Origin of the sequence: Roseovarius ramblicola (genome assembly GCF_042430665.1) — a bacterium.
GTDB classification, from domain to species: Bacteria; Pseudomonadota; Alphaproteobacteria; order Rhodobacterales; family Rhodobacteraceae; genus Roseovarius; species Roseovarius ramblicola.
This window is the reverse complement of the sequence record NZ_JBHMEC010000004.1, coordinates 24916-47562: the sequence shown is the minus strand read 5'-3', so window position 1 is coordinate 47562 and position 22647 is coordinate 24916. Positions and strand designations below refer to the sequence as shown.

The following is a 22647-nucleotide window of genomic DNA, read 5'->3' as shown; positions in this document are numbered from 1 at the left end:
GCTGCTCTCCTTTTCTCAGTTATTGGCCTCGGACCACCGCTCAATGCGCAGATGCGCGCGGTATTCCGATGATGTCCGATAGTCCCCGAGCCAGTCGGCCTGTGCTTGCGTCAGCACCTCGCCTGCCTCCACGGCGCGCTCCAGCGCCCGGGCCCGGGCGAACCGCACTTCGGGATCATCCTCTTCGCGCGGGGCGGCGCGGCGTTCCTCGAGCCGTGCGATGGTGGCCGAATGTGCCGCCTCGCGCTCGGTATCCTCCGGCGTGGCAGCGCGGCGCTTGGGCGCGGCCTTGTGCGGCGTGACCAGCTGATGCACCTGCGCCTCGGGAAGCGGCTCGTCTGGGGCCAGATCGCCCGAGGCACGAAGCCGCGCGGCAAGCTCGGCGGCAGTGTACTCCCGCAGCGCCTTCGCCTCGGCTTTCTGCGCCTTCATCCAGGCTTTGCGCTTGCGATTGTGATCGCGCGATTGATCGACATCGAAGAACTGCACCACCTCGCGGCATTCCGCGTGGCCCAGGTACCGGCCCTTGAGATCGTAGACCTCCAGCCCAGCCGCGAGATCGTCGGCATCGAACCGCGCGACCACCTTCTCGCCGGCGATCCGATACATCCATTCCGACCAATATTCCGTGTCATAGAGCTTGAGCGCGCCGTTGCCGCGCTTGGCGCGCACGCCCTCGGCCCGCAACAGCCACAGGCGCAGCTGCTCATCAGTGGCGCGCCGGATCGTGGCCCGCGCATATCCCTCGTTGAACACCTCGTTGAACGACCGCCCCATCGCCACTTCGCTGCGTCGCCCGGGCCGGGCATTGTGATGCGCCAGCTCCTCTTCCAGAACCGCCTTGAAATCCTCCAGTGGGATTGCGCGGCTGCCGTAATCCTCCGGCTTGGCCATCGGGCTGTTGCCGGTATAGGCCCCGTCGAAGGCCGGGTGTTTGGCGACGCGATCACAAAGATCGCGGAACGCCCGCTCGATCGGCTTGGACTGGCCGGAATAGGGCGTCGCCCAATGGATTTCGATACCCAGCAGCGGCAGTAGCCCAGGGATATCCTCGTCCATGACCTTGAAGGTGTTGCGAGTTTTGTCACCGCCGGTCATTGCCTTGTTTGCGAATTCTTTACCGTTATCCATCAAAACCGACTGCGGTACGCCCCATTCACGGATAAGGTCGCCTGTCACCAGCTGCACCGTATGGCTGTTGGCCGTGTCCGACAGCCGCCAGGCCAGCAGCTTGCCGGAATAGACGTCCGACCATGCCATAAGCTGCGGGCGCACCGGCGTGGCTATCCCCGGCCACTGCACGAACACGTCGAATTTGTGATAGTCGCCCTGGATACACTCCATCGGGACCATGAACGCCTTGGATCGTGTCTGGGCCGGGTAGAACCGTTTGAGTGCCTCCGCCCCCTTGCGCATGAACACCTCGGTCGGCTTTGACACGTTGGCCTTCATCCACCGACGCACCTGGTGGAGGGGCGGCACGGCACTATTGCGCTTCTCACCCAGCCAGACCCGCGCGGCGCGGTCATAGCAGCTGGTCAGGCTCGGCTGCGACGGGCGCAGCCAGTCGCTCCGGACGAGCGCGCAGAATTCGTCATCGAGATCGGCGCGTAGGCCGGGGCTCTTGCGTACCGCGCGTCCGTCGATCAGATAGGCCAGCCGATCAGCGGCGCTCACGCCCTCCAACATGCCCAGCCAGTTCCAGATGGATTTCTCGGAGCACCCCAGCTTGCGCGCGACCTCGCGCACGGACATGGACCGGGTCAGCCCCGCACCCTCGAGGCTCTCGACCTGTGCGATGGCACTCAGCCGCCGCTCCGCCTCGGCGCGGGCGGTGTCGCCCGCCGCGTCGAACCGCGCCCAGGCCTCGTTAGCACCCGCCTGCGCCGCTTGTCGCGTGGCCTGCTCGGACCCCAGCCGCAACCGCGCCCGCATGGGCAGCACGCTCCAGTGATACTCGACCCCACCACCCGCACCGCGCCGCCGCCGCACCTTACCAGGCTGCGCAGACCAGCCCTCGCGCTTGGCCATCTCGTTGACCTTGCGCTTGGTGCCCGGCAGGTCCGGCAGACCGGCCTCGGCCAGCTCGGCGGCGCTCCACCATTGCTGTGCGGGGGCGGGATCGCTCATGCAGCGTCCTCCCCGTGATAAAGCGCTTTCAACAGGTCTTCGATCTCGGCCGCGTTAGCCTCGACGAATTTCCGGCGATTGACCTCCCCGGCTCGCGCCCAGGCGTCCGCGAGCCGCGCCAGCTTCTGATCCTTGTCGCTCAGAGGGACCGCAGCCTTGCCTTGGGATGCCGCGTAGGCCTTGCGTGCGGCCTTGACCGTTTTCGCCTCACCCGCCGACAGGCTCTGGACCGCAAAGCGGCGCTCCTCGTCCTCGGCGATCTTGCCGATCTCGGCGATATCCTTGTAGCAGATCCAGTTCGGCGAATTGCGCAGAGCGTCGATTTCTGGGCGCTCCAACGCCTTCACGGCGCGGATTTGGCGGCGCACCGTGCTCTCGTCTTGTCCCGTCATCTGGCCGATTTTGGCGGCGAACGATACGACGGGCATCGTGCCCGTCGTATCCCATCGCTTGGCAATCAGCGCCGCCCCGATGGCCGCGCGGGCCTCCGGGTGCTTCTTTTCATAGGCCTCCTTGTACTCCAACAGGAACACCGCCCGGTCCACCGGCTTCATCTCGGCGCGTGCCAGATTGCGCTCGATCTCCATCAGCCGGGCATCGGCATCCGTGCCCTCGTAGATGGAGGCAAGGATCGTCGTGTTGCCCAGCTTCCGCTCGGCGGCCATGCGATGCGCGCCGTCGATCAGGCGATAGGTCACCACGCCCTTGCGGCGCACCCGGCGCACGTCGATCGGATCAGTGGTCGCCCCGCCCTCGTTGATTGTCATCAGAATGGCCGATACGCCCATCTCGTCCACCGGGCGCAGCCGGTCCTCGACCAGGATGTCATCCAGCGCCATCTCGCGCGTCTCGATCAGGCGCATCTCACTCATCGCGGCCTCCCGCGATATCTTCGCCCGTCATGTAATCCAGGTGCGTTGCCAGGCAGGTGGCAAAGGCCAGCGCGTCGTAGTCGCGCTCGCCCTGCGCCGCGAGCCACGCCTCGTGGTCGAAATCCTCGTTGCCTGTCGCCAGAAAGTGCAGACCGTCCAGCAAGAGCTCCGCGAAATCCGCGCGCATCTGGCACAGAAAGCGGACCCGCTGAACGTAGCGCATCGCCGTCTCCGGATCGCCGCGCTCCACCGCCTCCACGGCCTTCGCGGCAAACCCGGACATGCGCTCTCCGAAGAACGCGATGTTGGTCAGGTCTTCGATGCAAGACGCTTGTTCGTCTTCACAGGTGTCTCGCTGGAAAGGGCTGTTTTTCATTCTGGTGCCTTCGTCATTGTGTACCGGCAGATCAGCCGGTCCTTCCTGCGCTCACGGGTGCACAGGATCACCGCCCCGTTCGCCCGCAGCTCCGCGATGCAGCTGTTAACCGCCACCACATGCGCCCGCCGCACGATCTCGCGCGTGGTATGGGGTCTGCCGTCGCGCAGGACGGCCAGCACCCGCTGCAGGCGCGGTGAGGTGAGCGATGCCTTGTGCATCAGCCGACCATCCGGTCATCGAGGCCGGAACAGCGCGCCCGGCACCCGTTGCACATCCGATGGCCGCGCCCCGTGCTCCAGAACTCCGTCCCGCAGGTCAGGCAGGGCCGGTTGCGCGCATGTCTGGCCTGCCGCGCCTCGGCCTCGATCTTGTCCTGCCGTGCCAGCGCGTAGGTGCGGTTGCTGTACACGCCGCTGATCCGCTTCCGCCCCTCGAACACGGCGTAGCCGACGCCCCATTTCTCCACATGCAGGTTCATGCTCATCCTCCGAGTATCGCGAGGCCCAAGAGCAGCGCGAACAACGCCAGCCCTCCCAGGACATCGCCGATGGCAGAAAAGACGCCGCGACCGGGGCAAGCAGACCGGAACCGGTCGCGGCGCAGGACCCGCGCGGCGCACAGGCAAGCACGCGCGCAGGTGTTCAAACGGGTGTTCAACAGGCGCTTCATCCCGGCAGCCTCCGCTCGTGATCGCGCACGAACTGCTCCTTGCGGATCGCGACGTGATGATCCTCCGCCAACCGGCTCAGCCGCATCAGCGTCAGCGCGCAGTTTGGGTCGTCGATGTCGCGCACCAACTGCAGCGCCAGCGCCACGCGCTGCGCCTGCGGGATCGCCTCGATCTCGGCCTGCAACTGCCCGGCATCGGGGACAAGATCACCGATCAGCATGGCTCTCTCCCTGGTAGATCACCGGCGCGGGCCGCAGCACCGTCACCACGATCAGCGCGGTGCCAACGGCGGGCGCAGACCCAAGATCCGGGCAGATCAGCAGGGCAAGGCGACGGCGGATGCTCATGCCGAAACACTCCTTCTCACTGGATTGGACAGGACCCGCGCCGCGTGGCGGCGCAGCACGTGGATGCCGGGCACCGGCTCCCAGCCGCGCTCGGCGGCGACCTCGCAGGTGCGCCGGTAGCAATCGGTGATGCGCTGCCCCGTCGCCGCCAGCCCCTCGAAGAACCGCAGCGCCTCCGGGTGGCACTCGACCATCATCCCGCCGCGCCGCCGCCGCCATTTCGGCGCGCAGGCCGCTTCCCAGTCAGAGCGCGGCACCATGTATGTGTTGGCGCGGCAGTTCCACAGCGTCTTCTCGGAATACCCGCTCTCGGCTGCGGCCTCGCGCACCGCGTGGCTCACCTTCTCGCCCGCCTCGATGGCGTCGGCGATCTTGTCGAGCGCTTCGCACTTCGCCCGCGCGATTTCGCGCTGATCCTCGGGCAGGCTCTCCAGATAGGCCCGCTTCTCGGCCAGCTCCTCCAGATCGGGGGCGGCGGCACCGGGCATCGCGTAGTAACCGTCGCGGACGAGGGCGGGCAGAACCTCCGCCCGCACCCACTTCCAGAACCGCTTGGCGACCGGCTTGTTGCTCCGCGACGACAGCCAGATGACCCCGCTTACGGAGACGATATTGAGGTCCTGTTTGCCCCCAAGGGTGTCGGTTTTAACGACCCCCTTTTCGTCCTCATCGAGTGTCGAGACTGCGTGCCGGTGATTGACGATTTCCAGCACCCGGCACACATCCGCCGCCACGAACCAAGGCTTGCCGTCGATCAGCACCGACCGCACCGCATGGCTCTCGAAGTCAAAAGGGATGATGTCGTTCATGCCGCGTCCTCCGTCTTGCGCTCGCCCATGATGACGAAGTGCCAGTCGATCTCGGGGAACAGGTGGTGCACAGGCTCGTTATGGATCATCCTCACCCAGATGCGCCCGATCTCGGGCCTGCTGATCCCGAGCCGGTCGCCTTCCTCTTCGAGCCGGTCGCGCTGCGTCGGAATGCAGCCCAGCATCTGCTCGTACAGGCCTTGCGCGGCCGTCTTGCCCGCGATCCAGCCCGCCACGTAGTCGCGGGACCGACGCAGCGCCTGCGCCTCGGGCGTGCCGCTCCGCACGGTCCGGAATATCGGCATCGCGTCGCTCATGCGGCGTCCTCCTTATTGGCCGAGGGGCGGGGGACACTTTCCGGCCAGGCGAGGTCCTCGGGCCAATTGGCCGCGAACCATTCGAGGACCTTCTGAGCGGTCTTTGTCCTGCAATCGTATCCGTCCGCGAGCCGCAGAAAGAACTTGCCGTCGTTGACGGCGTAGACGCCAAGCGTCGTCTGCTTGAGGTCAGTGTGCCGGGAGTAGGCGCTTGCCAGTTTTTTGATCTGCTCGATGTTCATGCCTAGCCTGTATTTGGCGTTTCCCCAACTCTATGTTAGGGAGATGCCAAATTGCAAGCACTTTCTGAATAGGGCATTTTCCTAATCGGCATGAGGAAGTGATATGAACTTTGGATCTTTGGTGATTGCCCGGCTCTACGCGCTAGGGGAAAACGTGAACAGCTTCGAGGCCAAGCAGGGCTGGAAGCAGGGCTACCTGCGCGCTGTCGTCAGGAATGATGATAAGAAATCAATTCCGAACATCGAACGGGCCAAAGAGATCGCCGAAGCCCTCGGCCTTGAGTTCTACATCGGCCCGCCGCGCGAGACCGGCCCGGTCTACACCGTCGAGCTCGACGGGGCCGACTATGCGCCGATCCCCCGCGTCGATGCCCGCCTCGCGGCAGGCGGCGGCGCGATCAATGACCAGGTCGAGCGCACCGGAGCGCTCGCCTTCCGCCGCGACTGGCTGCGCGAGCGCGACATCTCGCCCTCCGACGCCTGCCTGCTCAAGGTGACCGGCGACAGCATGGCCCCCACGCTCCACGACGGCGATCTGGTCATGATCGACGAGCGTCGCACCGCCATCCGCAACCGCCACGTTTACGCCCTGATCGACACCGACGGCGCGGCCCGCGTCAAACGCCTCGACCACGTTCCCGACCAGCTGATCATCCTCACCTCCGACAACCCCGCCCACCCGGTCGAGACGCGGGCCAGCGAGGACATGAACCGCGTGAACATCCTGGGCGAGATCGTCTGGTCGGCGCATGCGTGGTAGCATCGCCAAAGTCTTAGAAAGGAATTTCCGTGATCACCAAACTCTTTATTCCCGTGGCCATTCTGTCACTATCCGCATGCGCTGCTCAGCCTGTTTCGATGCAGGATTACCGTCCTGTTATCGACCCCGCGCGCGTCGATCAGGCGTCCTTCGAAAAAGATCTGCCGGAATGCCGCAAGATCGGTGAGGAAGTATATCAGAAGGCTTACGAGCAATATCAGAATGAAGTGGTCGCATCGATCCTCCTCGGTGCGGCCGTCGGGGCCGCGGGCGGTGCAATGATCGACGGCGATTACGCCGGAGCCGGAGCCGTTGGCGGCGCGACAGGCGCAGCGGCCGGGACGGTCTACCGTGCCGGCGACCTGCAACGCGGGCCGAAAGCGATTGTTGACCGCTGCCTGTCCAACCGGGGCCATGAGATACTCGCTTCCGGCTGAAATCTCCTGAAAAATAGGGTCCCACTTCTCGCGCCGGTCCGGCCTGCCGTTCAACTGGCTACCCCGTTGATATCGCGCGCATAACCATGGAAGTGGGACCCAAAGAGAGAACTGGGCGGCCCGCGTCCCGGTTCCGGGCACCGCCACACCCCTGAAATCACCCCCGAAACACGCCTTCGACAGCCCGTTAAACCCTTATTCAATGGGGTTTGCGCAATTTCGGGCCAATGGCCCCGGCCCTATCCCTTTGGTTGCGCGCGCCGCCCGAAACCGCCCATTTCCCGCCACCACTGCAAACTTCACACTCTTGCTCCACCGGCCGTCGCGACCGCGCCAAAACCCCTTATTTACAAGGCCCATCCGCCCATATCCGGCTTCTTCGCCGGTCTTCCGGCATCACTGTAATAATGAGTGTCACCTAACACCCGGGTCTCGCACGGGGGCGGCGGCATGAGGCGTCCGGGTGTATTCCGTGTCACCATCGGGCGTGACCCGATGGTCTCCGGGCACAGAGGTCCTCGGGTCAGGCCCGAGGATGACCGCGCGCCCGAGGATGACGTCGCCATGAAACGATTCCGCAGCGGGGGGGCCGCCTAATGGAAAAGACCGTCAACCAGAAGGCATGGTTCCTGGTACTGCCGGTGCTGGTGCTGGTGGCGTTTTCGGCGGTGATCCCGCTGATGACAGTGGTCAACTATTCGGTACAGGACTCGTTCGGGCAGAACCAGTTCTTCTGGGCCGGGCTCGACTGGTTCCGGCAGGTGCTCGAGGACGAGCGGATGTGGGACGCGCTGCGCCGGCAGGTGATCTTTTCCGGCGTGATCCTCGCCATCGAGGTGCCATTGGGCGTGCTTATCGCGCTCAACATGCCCAAGCGGGGGGTCATGGTCTCGGTCTGTCTGGTGCTGATGTCGCTGCCGCTGCTCATCCCGTGGAACGTGGTGGGCACCATCTGGCAGATTTTCGGGCGGGTGGATATCGGGCTGCTGGGGCGCACGCTGTCGGCGCTGGGCGTGGATTACAACTACACGCAGAACACGATCGACGCCTGGGCGACGCTGATCGTGATGGATGTCTGGCATTGGACCTCGCTGGTGGCGCTGCTGGCCTATGCCGGCCTCAAATCCATCCCCGACGCCTATTATCAGGCCGCCCGAATCGACCAGGCGAGCCGCTGGGCAGTGTTCCGCTATATCGAATTGCCCAAGATGACCGGCGTTCTGACCATCGCGATCCTGCTGCGCTTCATGGACAGCTTCAAGATCTATACCGAGCCCTTCGTGGTCACCGGCGGCGGGCCGGGCAACGCCACCACGCTGCTGTCCATCGACTTGGTCAAGATGGCGCTGGGGCAGTTCGATCTTGGCCCGGCGGCGGCGTTCTCGATCATCTATTTCCTGGTGATCCTCGCGGTGAGCTGGGTGTTCTACACGGTGATGACCAATCTCGACAAGCAGGGGGGCAAGTGATGAATTTCCGCCCGCGCATCAATGTGGTGATGACCCTCTACCTCGTGTTCCTCATGCTGCCAATCTACTGGCTGGTGAACATGAGCCTCAAGACCAATACCGAGATCCTCAACGCCTTCACGCTCTGGCCTGACGATCTGACGCTCGACAATTACCGCACGATCCTGAGCGATCCGGCGTGGTACATGGGCTATGTCAACTCGATCATCTACGTGACCATGAACACGGTGCTGTCGGTGGCGGTGGCGCTTCCAGCGGCCTATGCCTTCTCGCGCTACCGGTTTCTGGGTGACAAGCACCTGTTCTTCTGGCTGCTGACCAACCGGATGGCACCGCCCGCGGTGTTCGCGCTGCCGTTCTTTCAGCTTTATTCGAGCGTCGGGCTTTTCGACACGCATATCGCGGTGGCGCTGGCGCACACGCTCTTTAACGTGCCGCTGGCGGTGTGGATTCTCGAAGGCTTCATGCGCGGGGTGCCCAAGGAGATCGACGAGACCGCCTATATCGACGGCTATTCCTTCGGGCATTTCTTCGTCAAGATATTCACGCCGCTGATCGCGAGCGGGATCGGCGTGGCGGCGTTCTTCTGCTTCATGTTCTCATGGGTCGAGTTGCTCCTGTCGCGCACGCTCACCACCGTGGACGCCAAGCCGATTGCGGCGATCATGACCCGCACGCAGGGTGCCGCCGGGATCGACTGGGGCGTGCTGGCGGCGGCGGGGGTGCTGACCATCGTGCCGGGGGCGCTCGTGATCTATTTCGTGCGCAACTACATCGCGAAGGGTTTCGCGTTGGGGAGGGTGTGATGCGCGGGGCTGCAAGCCGGGCAGCGCCCGACCTGGAGGGCGCGGGCGCTGCGTGTGGACCGCGCAGAGCGATGCAAGCCCGCGCGTCGCGCCCGTCGCTTGCGACGTCGCCAAAGCGCCCTCCGGGGGGAGGTCGGGCGCTGCCCGGCTTGCGCCGGGCGGGGCATCGGAACCCGTGTGCGCGGATGCAACGAGGGAGAATCTGATGGACCTCTCATGGATGGCATGGACATGGCCCACGGCGATCTTCTTCATGGTGATCGCGGGGCTGCTCATCACCTTCACGATCATCGGGGTGAAATACCCCGAAACCCCGCGCAGGGGCGTCCTGCGCATCGAGACGACGCGGGGCGATCGTCTCTTCATCACGCTTCTGGGCTCGGCCTTCATCAACCTGGCCTGGCTCGGGCTCGTCGGCGCGAACCAACCCGTCGCGCTGATCGTCTGCCTTGTCTACGCCGCAGCGGTGTTCCGCTGGGTGTGAGGGGCACAATCATCTGACTGAAAGTTCATAAGGGAGGACAACATGAACTTGGCAATGAAAACGACAACGGCGATCGTCTCGCTCGGCCTGATGGCCGGGCAGGCGGCCGCCGACATGGAGGCCGCGCAAGCGTTCCTCGATGACGAGATCGCGGGCCTGTCGGTGCTGAGCCGCGCCGATCAGGAGGCCGAGATGCAATGGTTCATCGACGCGGCGCAACCCTTTCAGGGCATGGAGATCAAGGTCGTCTCCGAGACCATCGCCACCCATGAATACGAGAGCCAGGTCCTGGCCCCCGCGTTCACGGCGATCACCGGGATCGAGATTACCCACGACCTCATCGGCGAGGGCGACGTGGTCGAGAAGCTGCAGACGCAGATGCAGTCCGGGCAGAACATCTATGACGCTTATGTCAACGATTCCGACCTGATCGGGACGCACTGGCGCTATCAGCAGGTGCGCAACCTGACCGACTGGATGGCCGGCGAGGGCGGGGATGTGACCAGCCCGACGCTTGATCTGGACGATTTCATCGGCCTGTCGTTCACCACCGGGCCGGATGGCAAGGTCTACCAGATGCCGACCCAGCAATTCGCCAACCTCTACTGGTTCCGCTACGACTGGTTCAACGACGAGAAGAACCAGGCGGATTTCAAGGCCGAGTACGGCTATGACCTGGGCGTACCGGTCAACTGGTCGGCCTACGAGGACATCGCCGAATTCTTTACCGGGCGCGACCTGAGCCATCTCGATGTCGAGGGCGAGGTCTTTGGCAACATGGACTATGGCAAGAAGGACCCGTCGCTCGGCTGGCGTTATACCGATGCGTGGATGTCGATGGCTGGGATGGGAGACGTGGGCGAGCCCAACGGCCTGCCGGTCGACGAGTGGGGCATCCGCGTGAACGAGCAGAGCCAGCCCACCGGCTCTTGCATGGCGCGCGGGGGCGCGACCAACAGCCCCGCCGCCGTCTACGCGGTGGACAAGGCGATCGAGTGGCTGGAGAAATACTCGCCGCCCTCCGCCGCCGGGATGACCTTTTCCGAGGCCGGGCCGATCCCCGCACAGGGCAACATCGCGCAGCAGATGTTCTGGTATACCGCCTTCACCGCCGCCACGGTCAAGCCCGACCTGCCGGTGATGAACGAGGATGGCACGCCCAAGTGGCGCATGGCCCCCTCGCCGCACGGTGTCTACTGGAAGGAAGGCCAGAAGATCGGCTACCAGGACGCAGGGTCCTGGACGCTGATGAAATCCACCCCGGTGGACCGCGCCAAGGCCGCGTGGCTCTATGCGCAGTTTGTCACCTCCAAGACCGTCGATCTCAAGAAATCGGATGTCGGCCTCACCTTCATCCGCGAGTCGACGATCAACGCCGATCACTTCACCGAGCGCGCGCCGCGCCTCGGCGGTCTGGTCGAGTTCTACCGCTCGCCTGCCCGCACGCAGTGGTCGCCCACCGGCACCAACGTGCCGGACTATCCCAAGCTGGCGCAGCTCTGGTGGCAGAACATTGGCGACGCCATGTCCGGTGCCAAGACCCCGCAAGAGGCGCTCGACGCGCTGTGCTCGGACCAGGAGCGCGTGCTCGAACGGCTCGAACGGGCGGGCATCCAGGGCGATATCGGCCCGAAGCTGAACGAGGAGCGCGACCCGGACTACTGGCTGAGCCAGCCGGGCGCGCCCTATCCAAAGCTGGAGAACGAGGACGAAAAGCCGGTCACCGTCTCCTATGACGAACTGCTCAAGTCCTGGCAGTAAGCGCCAAGCCTGGTTAAATGCGTGATCGCCCGGCCCGTCCGGGCGATCACATCACGACAGAAGGGGCGCGCCGCAATGACCCACATCCTCGCCATCGACCAGGGCACCACGTCGAGCCGCGCGATCCTGTTCGACGCCGCGATGAAGCCCGTCGCCTCCGCGCAAGAGGAATTCCCGCAGCACTATCCCGATTCGGGATGGGTCGAGCATGACGCGGGCGATCTGTGGTCGACCACCGCCGCCACCTGCCGCGCCGCGATCGAGAAGGCGGGGATCACCGGTTCGGACGTCACCGCCATCGGCATCACCAACCAGCGCGAGACCACCGTGGTCTGGGACCGTCACACCGGGCGCGCGATCCATCGCGCCATCGTCTGGCAGGACCGCCGCACCGCCGCGACCTGCACCCGGCTGCGCGAGGCGGGTCACGAGGAGATGGTCAAGGCGCGCACCGGGCTGTTGCTCGACCCGTATTTCTCGGGCACCAAGCTGGCGTGGATTCTCGACCATGTGGAGGGCGCGCGGGCGCGCGCGCGGTCGGGCGACCTGCTCTTCGGCACGGTGGACAGCTTTCTCATCTGGAAGCTGACCGGGGGCCGGGTGCACGCCACCGACGCCACCAATGCCGCGCGCACCCTGCTCTATGACATCCGCAAGGGCCGGTGGAGCCGGACCATCTGCGACATGCTCGATATCCCGATGGAGATGCTGCCGGAGGTGCGCGACAGTGCCGATGATTACGGCCATGCGCGCGCCGATCTCTTTGGCTGCGAAATCCCCATTCTGGGTGTCGCGGGCGATCAGCAGGCGGCGACCGTGGGGCAGGCGTGCTTTCGGCCGGGGATGCTCAAATCCACCTATGGCACGGGCTGCTTCGCGCTTCTGAACACCGGGGGCACGCCGGTGGTGTCGCAGAACCGGCTGCTCACCACCATTGCCTATCAGTTGGACGGCAAGCCGACCTATGCGCTGGAAGGCTCGATCTTTGTCGCCGGCGCGGTGGTGCAGTGGCTGCGCGACGGGCTGGGCCTCATCCGCGAGGCGCGCGAGACGCAACCGCTGGCGGAAAAGGCCGACGACCATCAGGAGGTGGTGCTGGTGCCCGCCTTCACCGGCCTCGGCGCGCCCTATTGGCGGCCCGATTGCCGTGGCGCGATCTTTGGCCTGACGCGCGGCACGGGGCCTGCCGAGATGGCGCGCGCGGCGCTGGAAAGCGTGGGCTTCCAGACCCGCGACCTCTTGGAGGCGATGCGCGCGGACTGGGCCGGGCAGGCCACCGGTGACAACGCGGCGGTTGCAACGCTGCGCGTGGACGGCGGCATGAGCGCAAGCGACTGGACGATGCAGTTTCTCGCCGACATTCTCGATGCGCCGGTGGACCGGCCCGAGGTGCTCGAGACCACGGCGCTGGGCGCGGCGTGGCTGGCGGGGATGCGCGCCGACCTCTATCCGGGGCAGGAGGAATTTGCCAGGGGCTGGGCGCTGGAGCGCCGGTTCGAGCCGCAGATGGGGGCGGAGGCGCGCGCGCGCAAACGCGATGCCTGGGCGCGGGCGATCGAGGCGACGATGCGCTTCTGAGTGGCCTGAGGGCCGTTGTGGCGGCGCGCGCGCGGGTCTAGGCTGCGCGGACCTGTGCCTTGCCCGCGAAGGAGCCGCCATGCACGCCCCGATCAGCGTCATCATCCCCGCCCGCGACGAGGCGGAAACCATCGCGCAGGTGGTCGCGACCGTGCAGGACCTGCCCTGCGTGGCAGAGGTGGTGGTGATCGACAACGGCTCGACCGACGCCACGGCGGCGTGCGCCGCCGCGGCGGGCGCGCGGGTGATCGCCGAGGCGCGCCCCGGCATGGGCCACGCCGTGCGCAACGGCGTGGCGGCCGCAGCGCATGACTGGGTGATGAAGGTCGATGCCGATCTCGGCCGGTTCGAGACCGGTCTCTTCGCGCGCATGGCCGAGGCGCGTGCGCCGGGTGTGGGGCTGGTCAAGGGCGCATGGAACGACCCGCACGACCCGATGCCGATGACGCGGCTGCTGGTGGCCCCGGCGCTGCGGCTGATGTTTCCGGGGCTGGGGGAGTTGCGCGCCCCCAATTCCGGCATCTACCTGTTCGACCGGTCGCGGATCGCGCATCAGCGGCTTACACCGGATTATGCCGTCGATCTCGACGTCATGCTGCGCGTCCATGCCGCCGGGGCGCGGGTGGAGGAGGTCGATATCGGGCGGATCGTGCACGATGCTCGCAACCCGGATCATTACAGCCGCATGGCGCAGGAAATCCTCGCGTTTTTCCTCTCGCGGCAACCTTTGGGACTGTTGGACGAGGTGGTGGTGATTGCGGCGGACGAGGCTGCAGCCGCGCAGCATGTCGGCGGGGTGATCGCCGGGAAACTGATCGCCGGGGCGCGAGTGAGCGTCTATCTGAACGAGGGCGGCGCGACGCTGGATGCGGTGTTCGGCGGCTTTCCCACCTATCGCCGCGCGCCGTTCGCCGAGGCCGCCGGGCACGCGCCCCACGCCAACGCGGCGCGGCTGCGGATCATCCGCGCGCCGGGCCTTGACCGGGCGGTGCCCGGCGCGTGCGTTCCGGTGGATGTATGGGAGACCGGTGGTGCGGCGGATGTCCCGGTTCCGCTGGCGACTGGCGTCGCGCTCAAGCGCGCGGCGCTGGAGCGGCTGGGTCTGCCGACGGACGTGCCCCCGCGCGAGACATTCCGCGTGGTGGCGGAGGGATAGCGGCCCCCGTCATCCTCGGGCAGGGCCCGGGGTGACAGTGAGTTGCTCGCTCAGGTGCCCTTGAAATTGACCTCGCCCTCATGTTCGAGCGCGCGGGCGCGCGCGGGCGAGGTGGAGGGGGAATCCTCTCGCGTGCGGCGCGAACGCAGCCGCCCGTATTGCCCCAGCCCGATCGCCAGCATGATGATCGCCCCGCCGGGCAGCAGGCCCGGCCCCGGATCCTCGCCCAAGAGAACCATCGCGATCAGGATCGCTGCCAGCGGAGAGAAAGAGGTAGCCAGCGACACGTCGCCCGAGCGCGCGTATTTCAGCCCCAGTGCCCAAGCGAATTGCCCGCCGATCACCACGATCAGCGCGTAGATCCAGACATATTCCCACACCAGCGGGTGGAACACGTCCTGGAAATGCATCGGCCCGAACAGGTAGATCGCGAGGAAGAAGTAGAAGATCGTGCCCACCACCGTGCGATAGATCGCGTAAATCCCCAGCGGGATGCCGCGCAGCCCGGTGCGCGCCACCAGCGTCGAGGCGATGTAGGAGAGCGTCGCCAGCAGCGCGCCGACCTCGCCCTTGCCGAAGCTGAAGCTGCCGCCGCTGTTGAGCCACAGCATCAGCACCGCGCCCACCAGCGCCACCAGCCCGGCGGCGAAGGCCCAGGGCTCGAACTCCTCGCGCAGGATCAGCCACGCGGCCAGCACGAAGAGCGGCGGCTCGATCCGGCCCACGAGGACCACGTTGGTCACGGTGGTGTGTTCGAGCGCGTAGAAGAACAGCCCCGGCGTCAGCGCCGAGGACAGGAACGCCGACAGCGTCAGGATGATCCAGTTGAATCGCGTGAGCCTGCGCAGGTTCTCCAGCGTCCATTCGCGCCAGAACATGAGGCCCATCGGCAAGATCGACATGAGCGAACCGACGAACAGCAGGTTGCAATAGGTGATGACGTTGCGCCCCATCACCTGATTCTGCTGGCCGATTTCGGCAAGAAGCGAGACGATGGAATTGCCGGCCGCGAAGATCACGACCGCGGCCCATGCGAGCGCCGCGCCCATCATGATCCGCGAATTGTCGGGTAGTGCCTGGGTGCCGGCCTGGGCCATGTCTGTTCCTTGTGCTGGCAAAATTTTGCGTCTGTCCAGGAGAATGGGGCAGGGTGCCACGCAGGGCAAATGACTTTGGCGCACGGCACTTCACGATGCCTCAACCGCCGCGCAACATTGTTTCATGCAAGGCCCGCCCGGTGCCGCCGTCATCACGCAAGCGTGCGCGTGCTTGCCTTTTGCGGGGGGCGGGCGCAGCTTGGCCCGGGAAAGACCGGCGCAGGGAGCGTTTCGATGACCGAAGAGCCGCAGGGCGAAGCCTTTGTCACGATCTTTGATGACACCTACGACCAGCCGGATTGCCGGGCCTATTTCCGCATGATGGATGCGCTGGGCTATCGCAACCAGCACCATGCCACGGCGGCGTTCCGTGCCGGGCTCGACGCGCTGTGCCGTGCGCGCGGGATCGCCGCGCCCCGGGTGCTCGATTTCGCGTCGAGCTATGGCATCGTGACCCTGCTCATGCGCTTTGACATCACGCTGGCCGGGGTGTTTGCCCGCTACCGCGACCCCGGCTTCGACGGGCTGTCATCGGCCGAGGTGATCGCGCGCGACCGTGCCTGGCTGACCGGTCTGCCGCGCCGAGCGCCGCCGCTGCATGTCACCGGGCTCGATATCATGCCCAATGCCGTCGCCTATGGGCGCGCGGTGGGCGTGTTCGACGAGGGGTATTCCGAGGATCTGGAGACGTCCGCCCCCTCTGCCGCGCTGGCCGCCGCGCTGGGACAGGTGGACATGATCGTGGAATGCGGCTCGGTGGCGCAGTTGATGCCGCGCGCGCTCGACCGGGTGCTTGCCGCCTGCGGCCCGCGCAAGCCCTGGCTCATGAGTTCGCCCATCCGTGGCAACGAGCGCGCGGCGGCGGCGGAGGTGCTTCGCGCGCATGGCATGGTGCAGGAGCAACTGCCGGCGCCGCCGTTCGTGCATCGCCGGTTCGAGGACCCCGAAGAGCAGGCCCGCGCCATCGCCAATGCGCGCGCGGCGGGGCACGAGACCGACGGCGTCGAGACCACGGGGCATTTCCACGCGCAGGTGCTGCTGGCACGTCCCGAAGGTGAGGCCGCACCGGTCGGGGACTGGCCGCTTCCGATGACCGTGGCACCGCTGGACTGAACCGCAGCGCGCTTGCCCGGCCGTGGACTCATGCGCTATAGGGGGAGTGAGTTTTCCCGGGCCGATTTCCATGACGAAGTGCCGCCATTCCCGACCCGTCCGCCCCGACCGGGCACCGCTCCGGCGCCGGGGCTGACGCGGTGCGCGCCGCGCTTTTCCTCGTGCTGGTGGCGGCGGGCGGCCTGGCCTGGGGGGGCTGGGCGTTTTGGGGGGCGGCGTTTGCCGCGCGTCCCGCGCCGCCGCCCCCGGTCGGGATCGGTGATGCGCTGGCCGATGTCGCCGCGCGTGCCGAGCCCGAGCCCGAGGCACCCTGGCCCGCGATCTTCGACATATACGTGCCCGACCCGCCCGAGCCCGCCGCCGCGCCGCGCCCGAAGCGGACATGGCGGCTCGTGGGGCTTGTCGCGGGGGGTGCGAACGGCTGGGCTATCCTGTCGGGCTCGGGCGGCGAGCAGATCGTGCGCAAGGGCGACACGCTGGGCGCTGGCACCGAGGTGCTGACAATCGGGGAAGACGGCGTTCGGCTGCGGCAGGATGGCGAGGAGATGCTTGTCGGCTTCGACAAGACGCCGCGCTCGCTTCTGGCCGGCCTGATTTCCAACGCCTCCGATGCGCCACTGGAGGCGGAACTGCCACTCAGCCTGCTGGCCGGGCGCGACATGCGGCTGGTGCTGGGGCGCGCGGGCAGCGTCAGGATGGTCGCGCCCAATGGCGGGCAGGGCGAGCTTGTCCCCAAGATCCTGTGGGTGCGCGAGGGCCATCTTTACGACCTGATCGGCTTGCAGCAGGGCGACAAGGTGCTGCGTATCAACGGGCACGACGTGTTCGATCCGGATCTGTTGGCGAATGCCGATGAGATGCTCTCGCAGACCGGGGAACTGGCGGTGGAGATTCTGCGCGCGGGTCAGCTTCGCACGATCCGCGTGCGCTTCACCGGACGCGGATAGCGATCCCGGGATGCGTTTTGCGTCGTGCGTGGGAGGGCCTGTCCCGCACAGGCATATGTAAAATGTTATTTTACAACCATGGGTATGCGGGAGGGGACACTCTGCGTTATGGCCGCGCCAAGCACTCTCACGCGTTATCACGGAAATGTTATCGTTGTCTCATGCAAAAAAATGTGGTGACGTAAGAAGATAAGAGTGTGACTGGTACTGATTTATTCACTGCGACACTTGCGCACAGAGCGCGACAAGCGAAGAGGAGCGACCGCTCTAAACCTTTTGAACCAAATTCGCGTGATCACGGTCACGCACGGGCCATACATTACTCATCCTTCCGGCCTGTTCCCTCCCTTCGGGCATCCGCCTGACCTAACACTGGAAGACGCAATCGGTGCTGGAGCCGTGCGCGTCCGTTTACCGGGGCTTCGGCCCTTCTTGCCCGTGGCATGTCGATGGCACGGGAGGGTACGCGTTTTGCCTGCCCCTTGGTGTTTATCAAAGCTTTTTCTGCTGGAGGACAAAGCATGAAACGAAGAGATGCATTGAAGCTTGGCTTCGGTGCGGCTGGTGCGACGGTCGCTGCGACGCAGGCCGGCGCGGTCGAGATCGAACAGTGGCCGGAGACACCCGAAGATGGCCTGACGCAATCGGGTCTCGTGTTTCCCGACACGTTTCAGCCGAGCATCGTCACCGATCCGAGCCCGCATGTGGAGCCGTTCACCGCCCCGCTCAACATTATGCCGGTGGCCGAACCTGTCGATCCCGACACATACGACCCGCCGATCGAGCCGGCGCGCCATCAGCGCTTCGACGATTTTCCGCCGCAGAAGCACTATGAAGAGGTGCTGAGCGAGTTTCGCTGGAAATATCACTGGCAGCCCCCCTATGGCGACGGCACGCCGGATGTCGTGGGCAAGGACGGCGATCCCGATATCGGCTCGTGGCACTGGGGCTTCAACGGTATCACGCCGGGCGAGACCTATCACGCCTATTACGGCGAGCCGGTCTTCCTGCGCCGCAACAACTTGCTGCCGGTGGTCGGGGCGGGCAACGTGCAATTTGCGCTGCCCTCGCCCACCATCCACCTGCACAATGCGCATACCGCCTCCGAGTCGGACGGGATTCCGCAGGATTTCTTCAATTCCGGTGAATTCTGGGATCACCACTATGCCAACTTTCCCGCCGGGTCGCCCAACGGGTGGGACGCCTACAACACCGAGATCATGAATACCCTGTGGTATCACGATCACCGGCTCGATTTCACGGCGACCAACGTCTATGCGGGCTTCTCCGGCTTTTACCTGCTGTTCGACGAGCGCGACTCGAACAACGAGCGCGACCGCAACCGCAAGGCATTCCGCCTGCCCTCGGGCAAGTATGACATCCCGCTCATCATGCACGACGTGCAGTTCCAGCAGAACGGCCAGGTACGGTGGGATTTCTTCCTGCCCGACGGCGATCAGCCCAACCCCGAGGAGCGTTCCGCGCCCGTCGATGTGGGCAACTCGCAGTTGACGCCGGACACCTACGATTCCAACCGGCTGCAATACACCACGCAGGGCATGATCGGCGACAAGATCACCGTCAACCGGATCATTCAGCCCTATCTCGACGTGGACCGGCGCAAGTACCGCTTCCGCTTCCTCAACGGCGGGCCGTCGCGGCTCTATCGTCTGCGTCTGCGCGTCGTGCCGGGTGATGGCGGCGATCCGTATTACGATGACTGGATCGTGCTGTCCAATGACGGCAACCTGTTGGAAAGGCCGCTGACCGAGTCGACGCTCAACATCTGGGTTGCCAACCGGTTCGACGTGATCGTGGATTTCTCGAAATACCGCGACGGCGACAAGATACAGGTGTGGAACGATCTCGAGATCCGCGACGACGGGGCGGGCCCGACCGGCTATACGCTGGACCAAGCGAACATGATGCCGGTGATGGAATTCCGCGCCAAGGGTGGCCGCGTGCGCGACCCGTCGCGAATCCCGCGCACCATGCGCCAACTGCCCACGGTCGATATGTCGGAAGTGCGCCGCGAGCGTCTGTTCGTGTTCGACTACGACAACGGGCTGTGGACGGTGAACGGCCGCCTGATGGATCCCAACCGTGTGGATGCCAAGATCGAGCAGGGGTCTGCCGAGATCTGGACTTTCCGCAACGAGGGCAACGCCTGGGCGCACCCGGTGCACACCCATTTCGAGGAGTTCCAGATTCTTGAGGTCAACGGACGCCCGCCAAGCGCAGTCGAACGGTCCCGCAAGGACGTGGTCTCGCTTGGACCGGGCGACGAGGTGACCTTCTATGGCCGCTGGCGCGATTTCTTCGGCAAGCATGTGATGCACTGTCACAACGTCGTCCACGAGGACCACGCGATGATGATCCGCTGGGACATCGTCGAGCCGGGTCAGGGCGACTGAGCACGCCGTAACGGAATTCTCTGGAAGAGAGAGGAAAAGACATGACCAACAGACGTCAATTCATGGCGAGCCTGCCGGTCGCGGCGGCTGCGGGGGTGACGGCGGGGTTCTACACCACGCCCGGTAACTCGCAGGAACGCGCCAGGGCAGCAGCATCCGAAGCCCGCGCCCGTCTGCGTGACGCGGCGGCGCAGGCGCATCCCAACGACACCCCGATCCTGTGCAACCCGATCGAGAGCGGTGGCGTCATCAATCCCAACCGGCGGGATTCGTTCCCCAACGTGATGATGGTCAACCAGGACGGTCTCGGCATGGCCTTCTACGAGGGCTTTATCGAGAACAAGGTCGTGATGATGCATTTCATGAGCCTCCGGGACGAGGCGCATCTGCCGATCACGCGCCGCGTGGCCGACATCGTGCACGAACTGGGTGACAAGGTGGGGCGCGACGTGTTCGTCTATTCGATCACCCGCGACCCCGAACATGACACGCCCAGCCGGATGGCAGCCTATGCGCGCGAGCTGAACGCGCCCGAGGGCTGGCATTTCCTGACCGGCACGCGGCAGCACTGCGCCGATCTCGCGTTCCGGATGTACCGGATGCCGCACAGCACACTGCCCGGCAAGCGCAAGGTGGACGTGGTGTTCTACGGCAACGGCAAGGCGGGGCTGTGGGGCACGTTCCCCTGGGATATCCGGAGCGACGACGCCGCCGAGCGTGTGACGTGGGTGATGCCCAGCCGTGCGCCGGCGCCCGGTGACAAGCCGCGCCGAGCCGGTCCGAGGGTGTTCGATCCGAGAGACCCGCGCAACCATAACCGCGAAGCGTGATTCACGGCCCCGCCGCGCGGGGCCTGACAAGTCATTTGCAACGGAGACAAACGAAATGTTTCGTAAATCCATGAAATTGGCCGCGGTGATGGCAGTGCCCGTCATCGGCCTGTGGGGAGGGCCCGCCCTCGCACAGGGGCCAGCCGGGCTCAACCAGTTCTGCGAGAACGGTGGCCATGCCGCCGGCGGACAGCAACCCCGGGTGCCGTTCGAAATCCGAGAGACCAACGGCGCGAACACCACGCTCACCACCGCCGGTGGCACGGCGGTTTTCCCCGAGGGCGATTCCTTCGGGACCAACCCGCCCAACATGCTGCCGACGATCTACGAGAACGCCAAGACGTGCCGGGGAAACGAGATCCCGAACACGCTGCCCTCGACGCCGGAGAACCCTTACAACCTGCATGACGATCCGGAGATCCGGCAGATCGACAAGACCTCGCCCACCGACGATCTCGACTGGATCATGGACGAGATCGAGGCGATGGCCGAGCCGCGCAAGGTCTGCCGCAGGTTCCGGGGCTACGAGTTCTGCTACTCCTATCCCCGCCGGGTGAACATCGGTGACCTGCGCGACCTCGCGCAGCACGCGGTGGACATCATCGAGGGCAACGACCTGGGCGGGCGGTTCAGCGAGCGCGAATACGAAGGTTTCCCGCTGCTGCACTATCTCGGCGGGCTCAAGACCAAGGCCGTCGATCCCGACACCAAGTCGATCACGATCACGCAGCTCTGGTATGACACGCATATCGAATCGGACGTGGCCTATATCGACCCGACCGTGGTCAATGACGAGGAATGGACGATCAACTATGTCGTCAAGATCCTCAACCGCGGCCACGAGGATTTCGCGCCCTATGCGATGTTCTTTGACAATCCAGACGAGATGAACCTCACCGATCTCGGCGGGCCGGACCTTACCGAGGGCGGTACCGTGTTCCCGCGCATTCCGAATGTGGGCATGGATCAGACGTTCTTTCCCATGGAGGAAGGGCAGGAATACACGCTCAACATGAAGATGCCGCCGGCGAAGTTCTGGAACCTCAGCTATCACTGGGGCTGGCGCAACCACCCGCCGCGCGTGCAGGTGACGGAAAACGTGCTCGTGCCGCTTGCCAACGGCATGCCGCGCAACGCCGCCGAGATCGCGGTGTTCGGGGAGAACCCGCTGGAGAGCGAGCAGACCAAGCTCGACGCCATCAACATGATCGGTGACACCGCACCGGCCAAGCGCATGTGGCGGATGTTCCGTGAAATGGCGTCGCTGGACACCGGGCGCGGCTATCGCCGGCATTTCCGCGGGCTCAACGGCCGGGTCGTGGAGGCGCAGATGGAATTGATCCGGCAGGCGTTCTATGACTGGCGGAACCGGCGCACGCTGCCGACCGGCTACGAGATGTCCGAGGATGCCGACGTCACGGTGCTGTTCCTCAACAACACCATGTACGGCAAGCTCCGTGGTCATGACGGCGATGCCGAGGTGCGGATGAACCCGGGCCTGTGGGACAAGCGTGGCGACATGGTCAACGTTCAGCTTCTCAACGGCGACTACTACCCGCACGCCTATGTGCTGGTGGATTTCGGCGGTCTGCGCGGGTGGGAGAACACCTTCCACAACACGCTGCCTGTCGGAGGGGCCGGCCCGCTCTTTACCTTCGGGCGCAACTACTTCTGGATCCATGTGGCCGGCGGGGGGCCGATCCCGGTGCCGCCGGCGACCAAGCCCGACGAGCCGTCGCCGACGCCGATGAGTGAACTGGGCTGGCGCCCGGGTCGCTATGCCGGGCTCGGGCATGGATATGCCTGGGGCGGGATGCAGCAGGAGATGTCCGACTACGTCAACACCGACGGCGTGGGCGAGCATAACCTCGAAGTGACCTTTAGCTACGAGCCGTCGCGGCGGCTGCGGATGTACCAGTTCGACGCGCTGCACCACGACGTGGCCGTGTGGTCGGTGCACTGATCCCCGATATGAAGCCAGGGTCGGCGGGCAGCCGCCGACCCTTTGCGACACAGGCATTGCTCAACC

General features: G+C 65.4%; 24 protein-coding genes. 13 read left to right on the top strand and 11 right to left on the bottom strand.

From position 1 onward, the window contains the following. Positions 1-15: 15 nt before the first annotated feature. The 10 genes from ACFFU4_RS03040 to ACFFU4_RS02995 all read right to left on the bottom strand — a co-directional run bounded on the left by ACFFU4_RS03040 (position 16) and on the right by ACFFU4_RS02995 (position 5766). Complete coding sequence (locus tag ACFFU4_RS03040) at positions 16-2130, bottom strand: transposase domain-containing protein (protein WP_377066929.1); 2115 nt, start codon at positions 2128-2130, stop codon at positions 16-18. Continuing rightward, positions 2127-2993, bottom strand: coding sequence for a ParB N-terminal domain-containing protein (locus ACFFU4_RS03035; protein ID WP_377066927.1), 867 nt, complete (start codon positions 2991-2993; stop codon positions 2127-2129). Before ACFFU4_RS03035 ends, ACFFU4_RS03040 begins: the two co-directional genes overlap by 4 nt. Position 2994: 1 nt before the next feature. After that, a complete protein-coding gene (locus ACFFU4_RS03030; protein WP_377066925.1) occupies positions 2995-3378 on the bottom strand; it encodes a hypothetical protein in 384 nt (127 codons plus the stop codon). Next, positions 3375-3599: a hypothetical protein gene (locus ACFFU4_RS03025; RefSeq protein ID WP_377066924.1), complete on the bottom strand. Its 225-nt coding sequence runs from the start codon at positions 3597-3599 to the stop codon at positions 3375-3377. The genes ACFFU4_RS03030 and ACFFU4_RS03025 overlap by 4 nt, the downstream gene beginning before the upstream one ends. Next, positions 3599-3859: a hypothetical protein gene (locus tag ACFFU4_RS03020; RefSeq protein WP_377066922.1), complete on the bottom strand. Its 261-nt coding sequence runs from the start codon at positions 3857-3859 to the stop codon at positions 3599-3601. Before ACFFU4_RS03020 ends, ACFFU4_RS03025 begins: the two co-directional genes overlap by 1 nt. Before the next feature lie 187 nt (positions 3860-4046). Continuing rightward, positions 4047-4271: a hypothetical protein gene (locus ACFFU4_RS03015; protein WP_377066920.1), complete on the bottom strand. Its 225-nt coding sequence runs from the start codon at positions 4269-4271 to the stop codon at positions 4047-4049. After that, a complete protein-coding gene (locus tag ACFFU4_RS03010) occupies positions 4258-4398 on the bottom strand; it encodes a hypothetical protein (protein ID WP_377066919.1) in 141 nt (46 codons plus the stop codon). Before ACFFU4_RS03010 ends, ACFFU4_RS03015 begins: the two co-directional genes overlap by 14 nt. Further along, a complete protein-coding gene (locus tag ACFFU4_RS03005; RefSeq protein ID WP_377066917.1) occupies positions 4395-5207 on the bottom strand; it encodes a BRO family protein in 813 nt (270 codons plus the stop codon). Before ACFFU4_RS03005 ends, ACFFU4_RS03010 begins: the two co-directional genes overlap by 4 nt. Continuing rightward, positions 5204-5524 (bottom strand): hypothetical protein, encoded by a 321-nt coding sequence (locus tag ACFFU4_RS03000; protein WP_377066915.1) that lies wholly within the window; start codon positions 5522-5524, stop codon positions 5204-5206. The genes ACFFU4_RS03005 and ACFFU4_RS03000 overlap by 4 nt, the downstream gene beginning before the upstream one ends. Next, on the bottom strand, positions 5521-5766 hold the full coding sequence (locus tag ACFFU4_RS02995; RefSeq protein ID WP_377066913.1) for a hypothetical protein: 246 nt from the start codon (positions 5764-5766) through the stop codon (positions 5521-5523). Before ACFFU4_RS02995 ends, ACFFU4_RS03000 begins: the two co-directional genes overlap by 4 nt. A 103-nt stretch (positions 5767-5869) precedes the next feature. Between ACFFU4_RS02995 and ACFFU4_RS02990 the strand changes: the two genes are divergently transcribed. The 8 genes from ACFFU4_RS02990 (at position 5870) to ACFFU4_RS02955 (ending at position 14217) form a co-directional block, all read left to right on the top strand. Beyond that, on the top strand, positions 5870-6526 hold the full coding sequence (locus ACFFU4_RS02990) for a S24 family peptidase (protein WP_377066911.1): 657 nt from the start codon (positions 5870-5872) through the stop codon (positions 6524-6526). A gap of 29 nt (positions 6527-6555) precedes the next feature. After that, positions 6556-6963: a glycine zipper family protein gene (locus tag ACFFU4_RS02985; RefSeq protein ID WP_377066909.1), complete on the top strand. Its 408-nt coding sequence runs from the start codon at positions 6556-6558 to the stop codon at positions 6961-6963. Between the two features lie 596 nt (positions 6964-7559). After that, positions 7560-8432, top strand: a complete 873-nt coding sequence (locus tag ACFFU4_RS02980) for a carbohydrate ABC transporter permease (protein ID WP_377066907.1) — start codon at positions 7560-7562, stop codon at positions 8430-8432. Then, entirely contained in the window at positions 8432-9238 is an 807-nt protein-coding gene (locus ACFFU4_RS02975) for a carbohydrate ABC transporter permease (protein ID WP_377066905.1), read from the top strand. The genes ACFFU4_RS02980 and ACFFU4_RS02975 overlap by 1 nt, the downstream gene beginning before the upstream one ends. Before the next feature lie 205 nt (positions 9239-9443). Then, a complete protein-coding gene (locus ACFFU4_RS02970) occupies positions 9444-9722 on the top strand; it encodes a DUF2160 domain-containing protein (protein ID WP_377066903.1) in 279 nt (92 codons plus the stop codon). Positions 9723-9764: 42 nt separating this feature from the next. Next, positions 9765-11483, top strand: a complete 1719-nt coding sequence (locus tag ACFFU4_RS02965; RefSeq protein WP_377066901.1) for an ABC transporter substrate-binding protein — start codon at positions 9765-9767, stop codon at positions 11481-11483. Between the two features lie 75 nt (positions 11484-11558). After that, complete coding sequence (gene glpK / locus ACFFU4_RS02960; protein WP_377066899.1) at positions 11559-13061, top strand: glycerol kinase GlpK; 1503 nt, start codon at positions 11559-11561, stop codon at positions 13059-13061. Positions 13062-13140: 79 nt separating this feature from the next. Beyond that, positions 13141-14217, top strand: coding sequence for a glycosyltransferase (locus ACFFU4_RS02955; protein WP_377066897.1), 1077 nt, complete (start codon positions 13141-13143; stop codon positions 14215-14217). A gap of 50 nt (positions 14218-14267) precedes the next feature. On the opposite strand, the gene ACFFU4_RS02950 is transcribed toward ACFFU4_RS02955, so the two are convergent. After that, the gene (locus ACFFU4_RS02950; protein ID WP_377066895.1) at positions 14268-15314 is read right to left on the bottom strand and encodes a DMT family transporter; all 1047 of its coding nucleotides are present in this window, start codon (positions 15312-15314) and stop codon (positions 14268-14270) included. Positions 15315-15548: 234 nt separating this feature from the next. Here ACFFU4_RS02950 and ACFFU4_RS02945 point away from each other — a divergent pair, with 234 nt between their 5' ends. The 5 genes from ACFFU4_RS02945 (at position 15549) to ACFFU4_RS02925 (ending at position 22581) form a co-directional block, all read left to right on the top strand. Further along, a complete protein-coding gene (locus ACFFU4_RS02945) occupies positions 15549-16427 on the top strand; it encodes a hypothetical protein (RefSeq protein WP_377066893.1) in 879 nt (292 codons plus the stop codon). A gap of 140 nt (positions 16428-16567) precedes the next feature. Beyond that, a complete protein-coding gene (locus ACFFU4_RS02940) occupies positions 16568-17374 on the top strand; it encodes a hypothetical protein (protein WP_377066892.1) in 807 nt (268 codons plus the stop codon). 521 nt (positions 17375-17895) lie between these two features. Beyond that, positions 17896-19788 (top strand): multicopper oxidase domain-containing protein, encoded by a 1893-nt coding sequence (locus tag ACFFU4_RS02935; protein WP_377066890.1) that lies wholly within the window; start codon positions 17896-17898, stop codon positions 19786-19788. A 41-nt stretch (positions 19789-19829) separates the two neighbouring features. Next, a complete protein-coding gene (locus tag ACFFU4_RS02930) occupies positions 19830-20618 on the top strand; it encodes an SCO family protein (RefSeq protein WP_377066888.1) in 789 nt (262 codons plus the stop codon). A gap of 70 nt (positions 20619-20688) precedes the next feature. Beyond that, positions 20689-22581, top strand: coding sequence for a hypothetical protein (locus ACFFU4_RS02925; RefSeq protein ID WP_377066886.1), 1893 nt, complete (start codon positions 20689-20691; stop codon positions 22579-22581). Positions 22582-22647 lie beyond the last annotated feature (66 nt).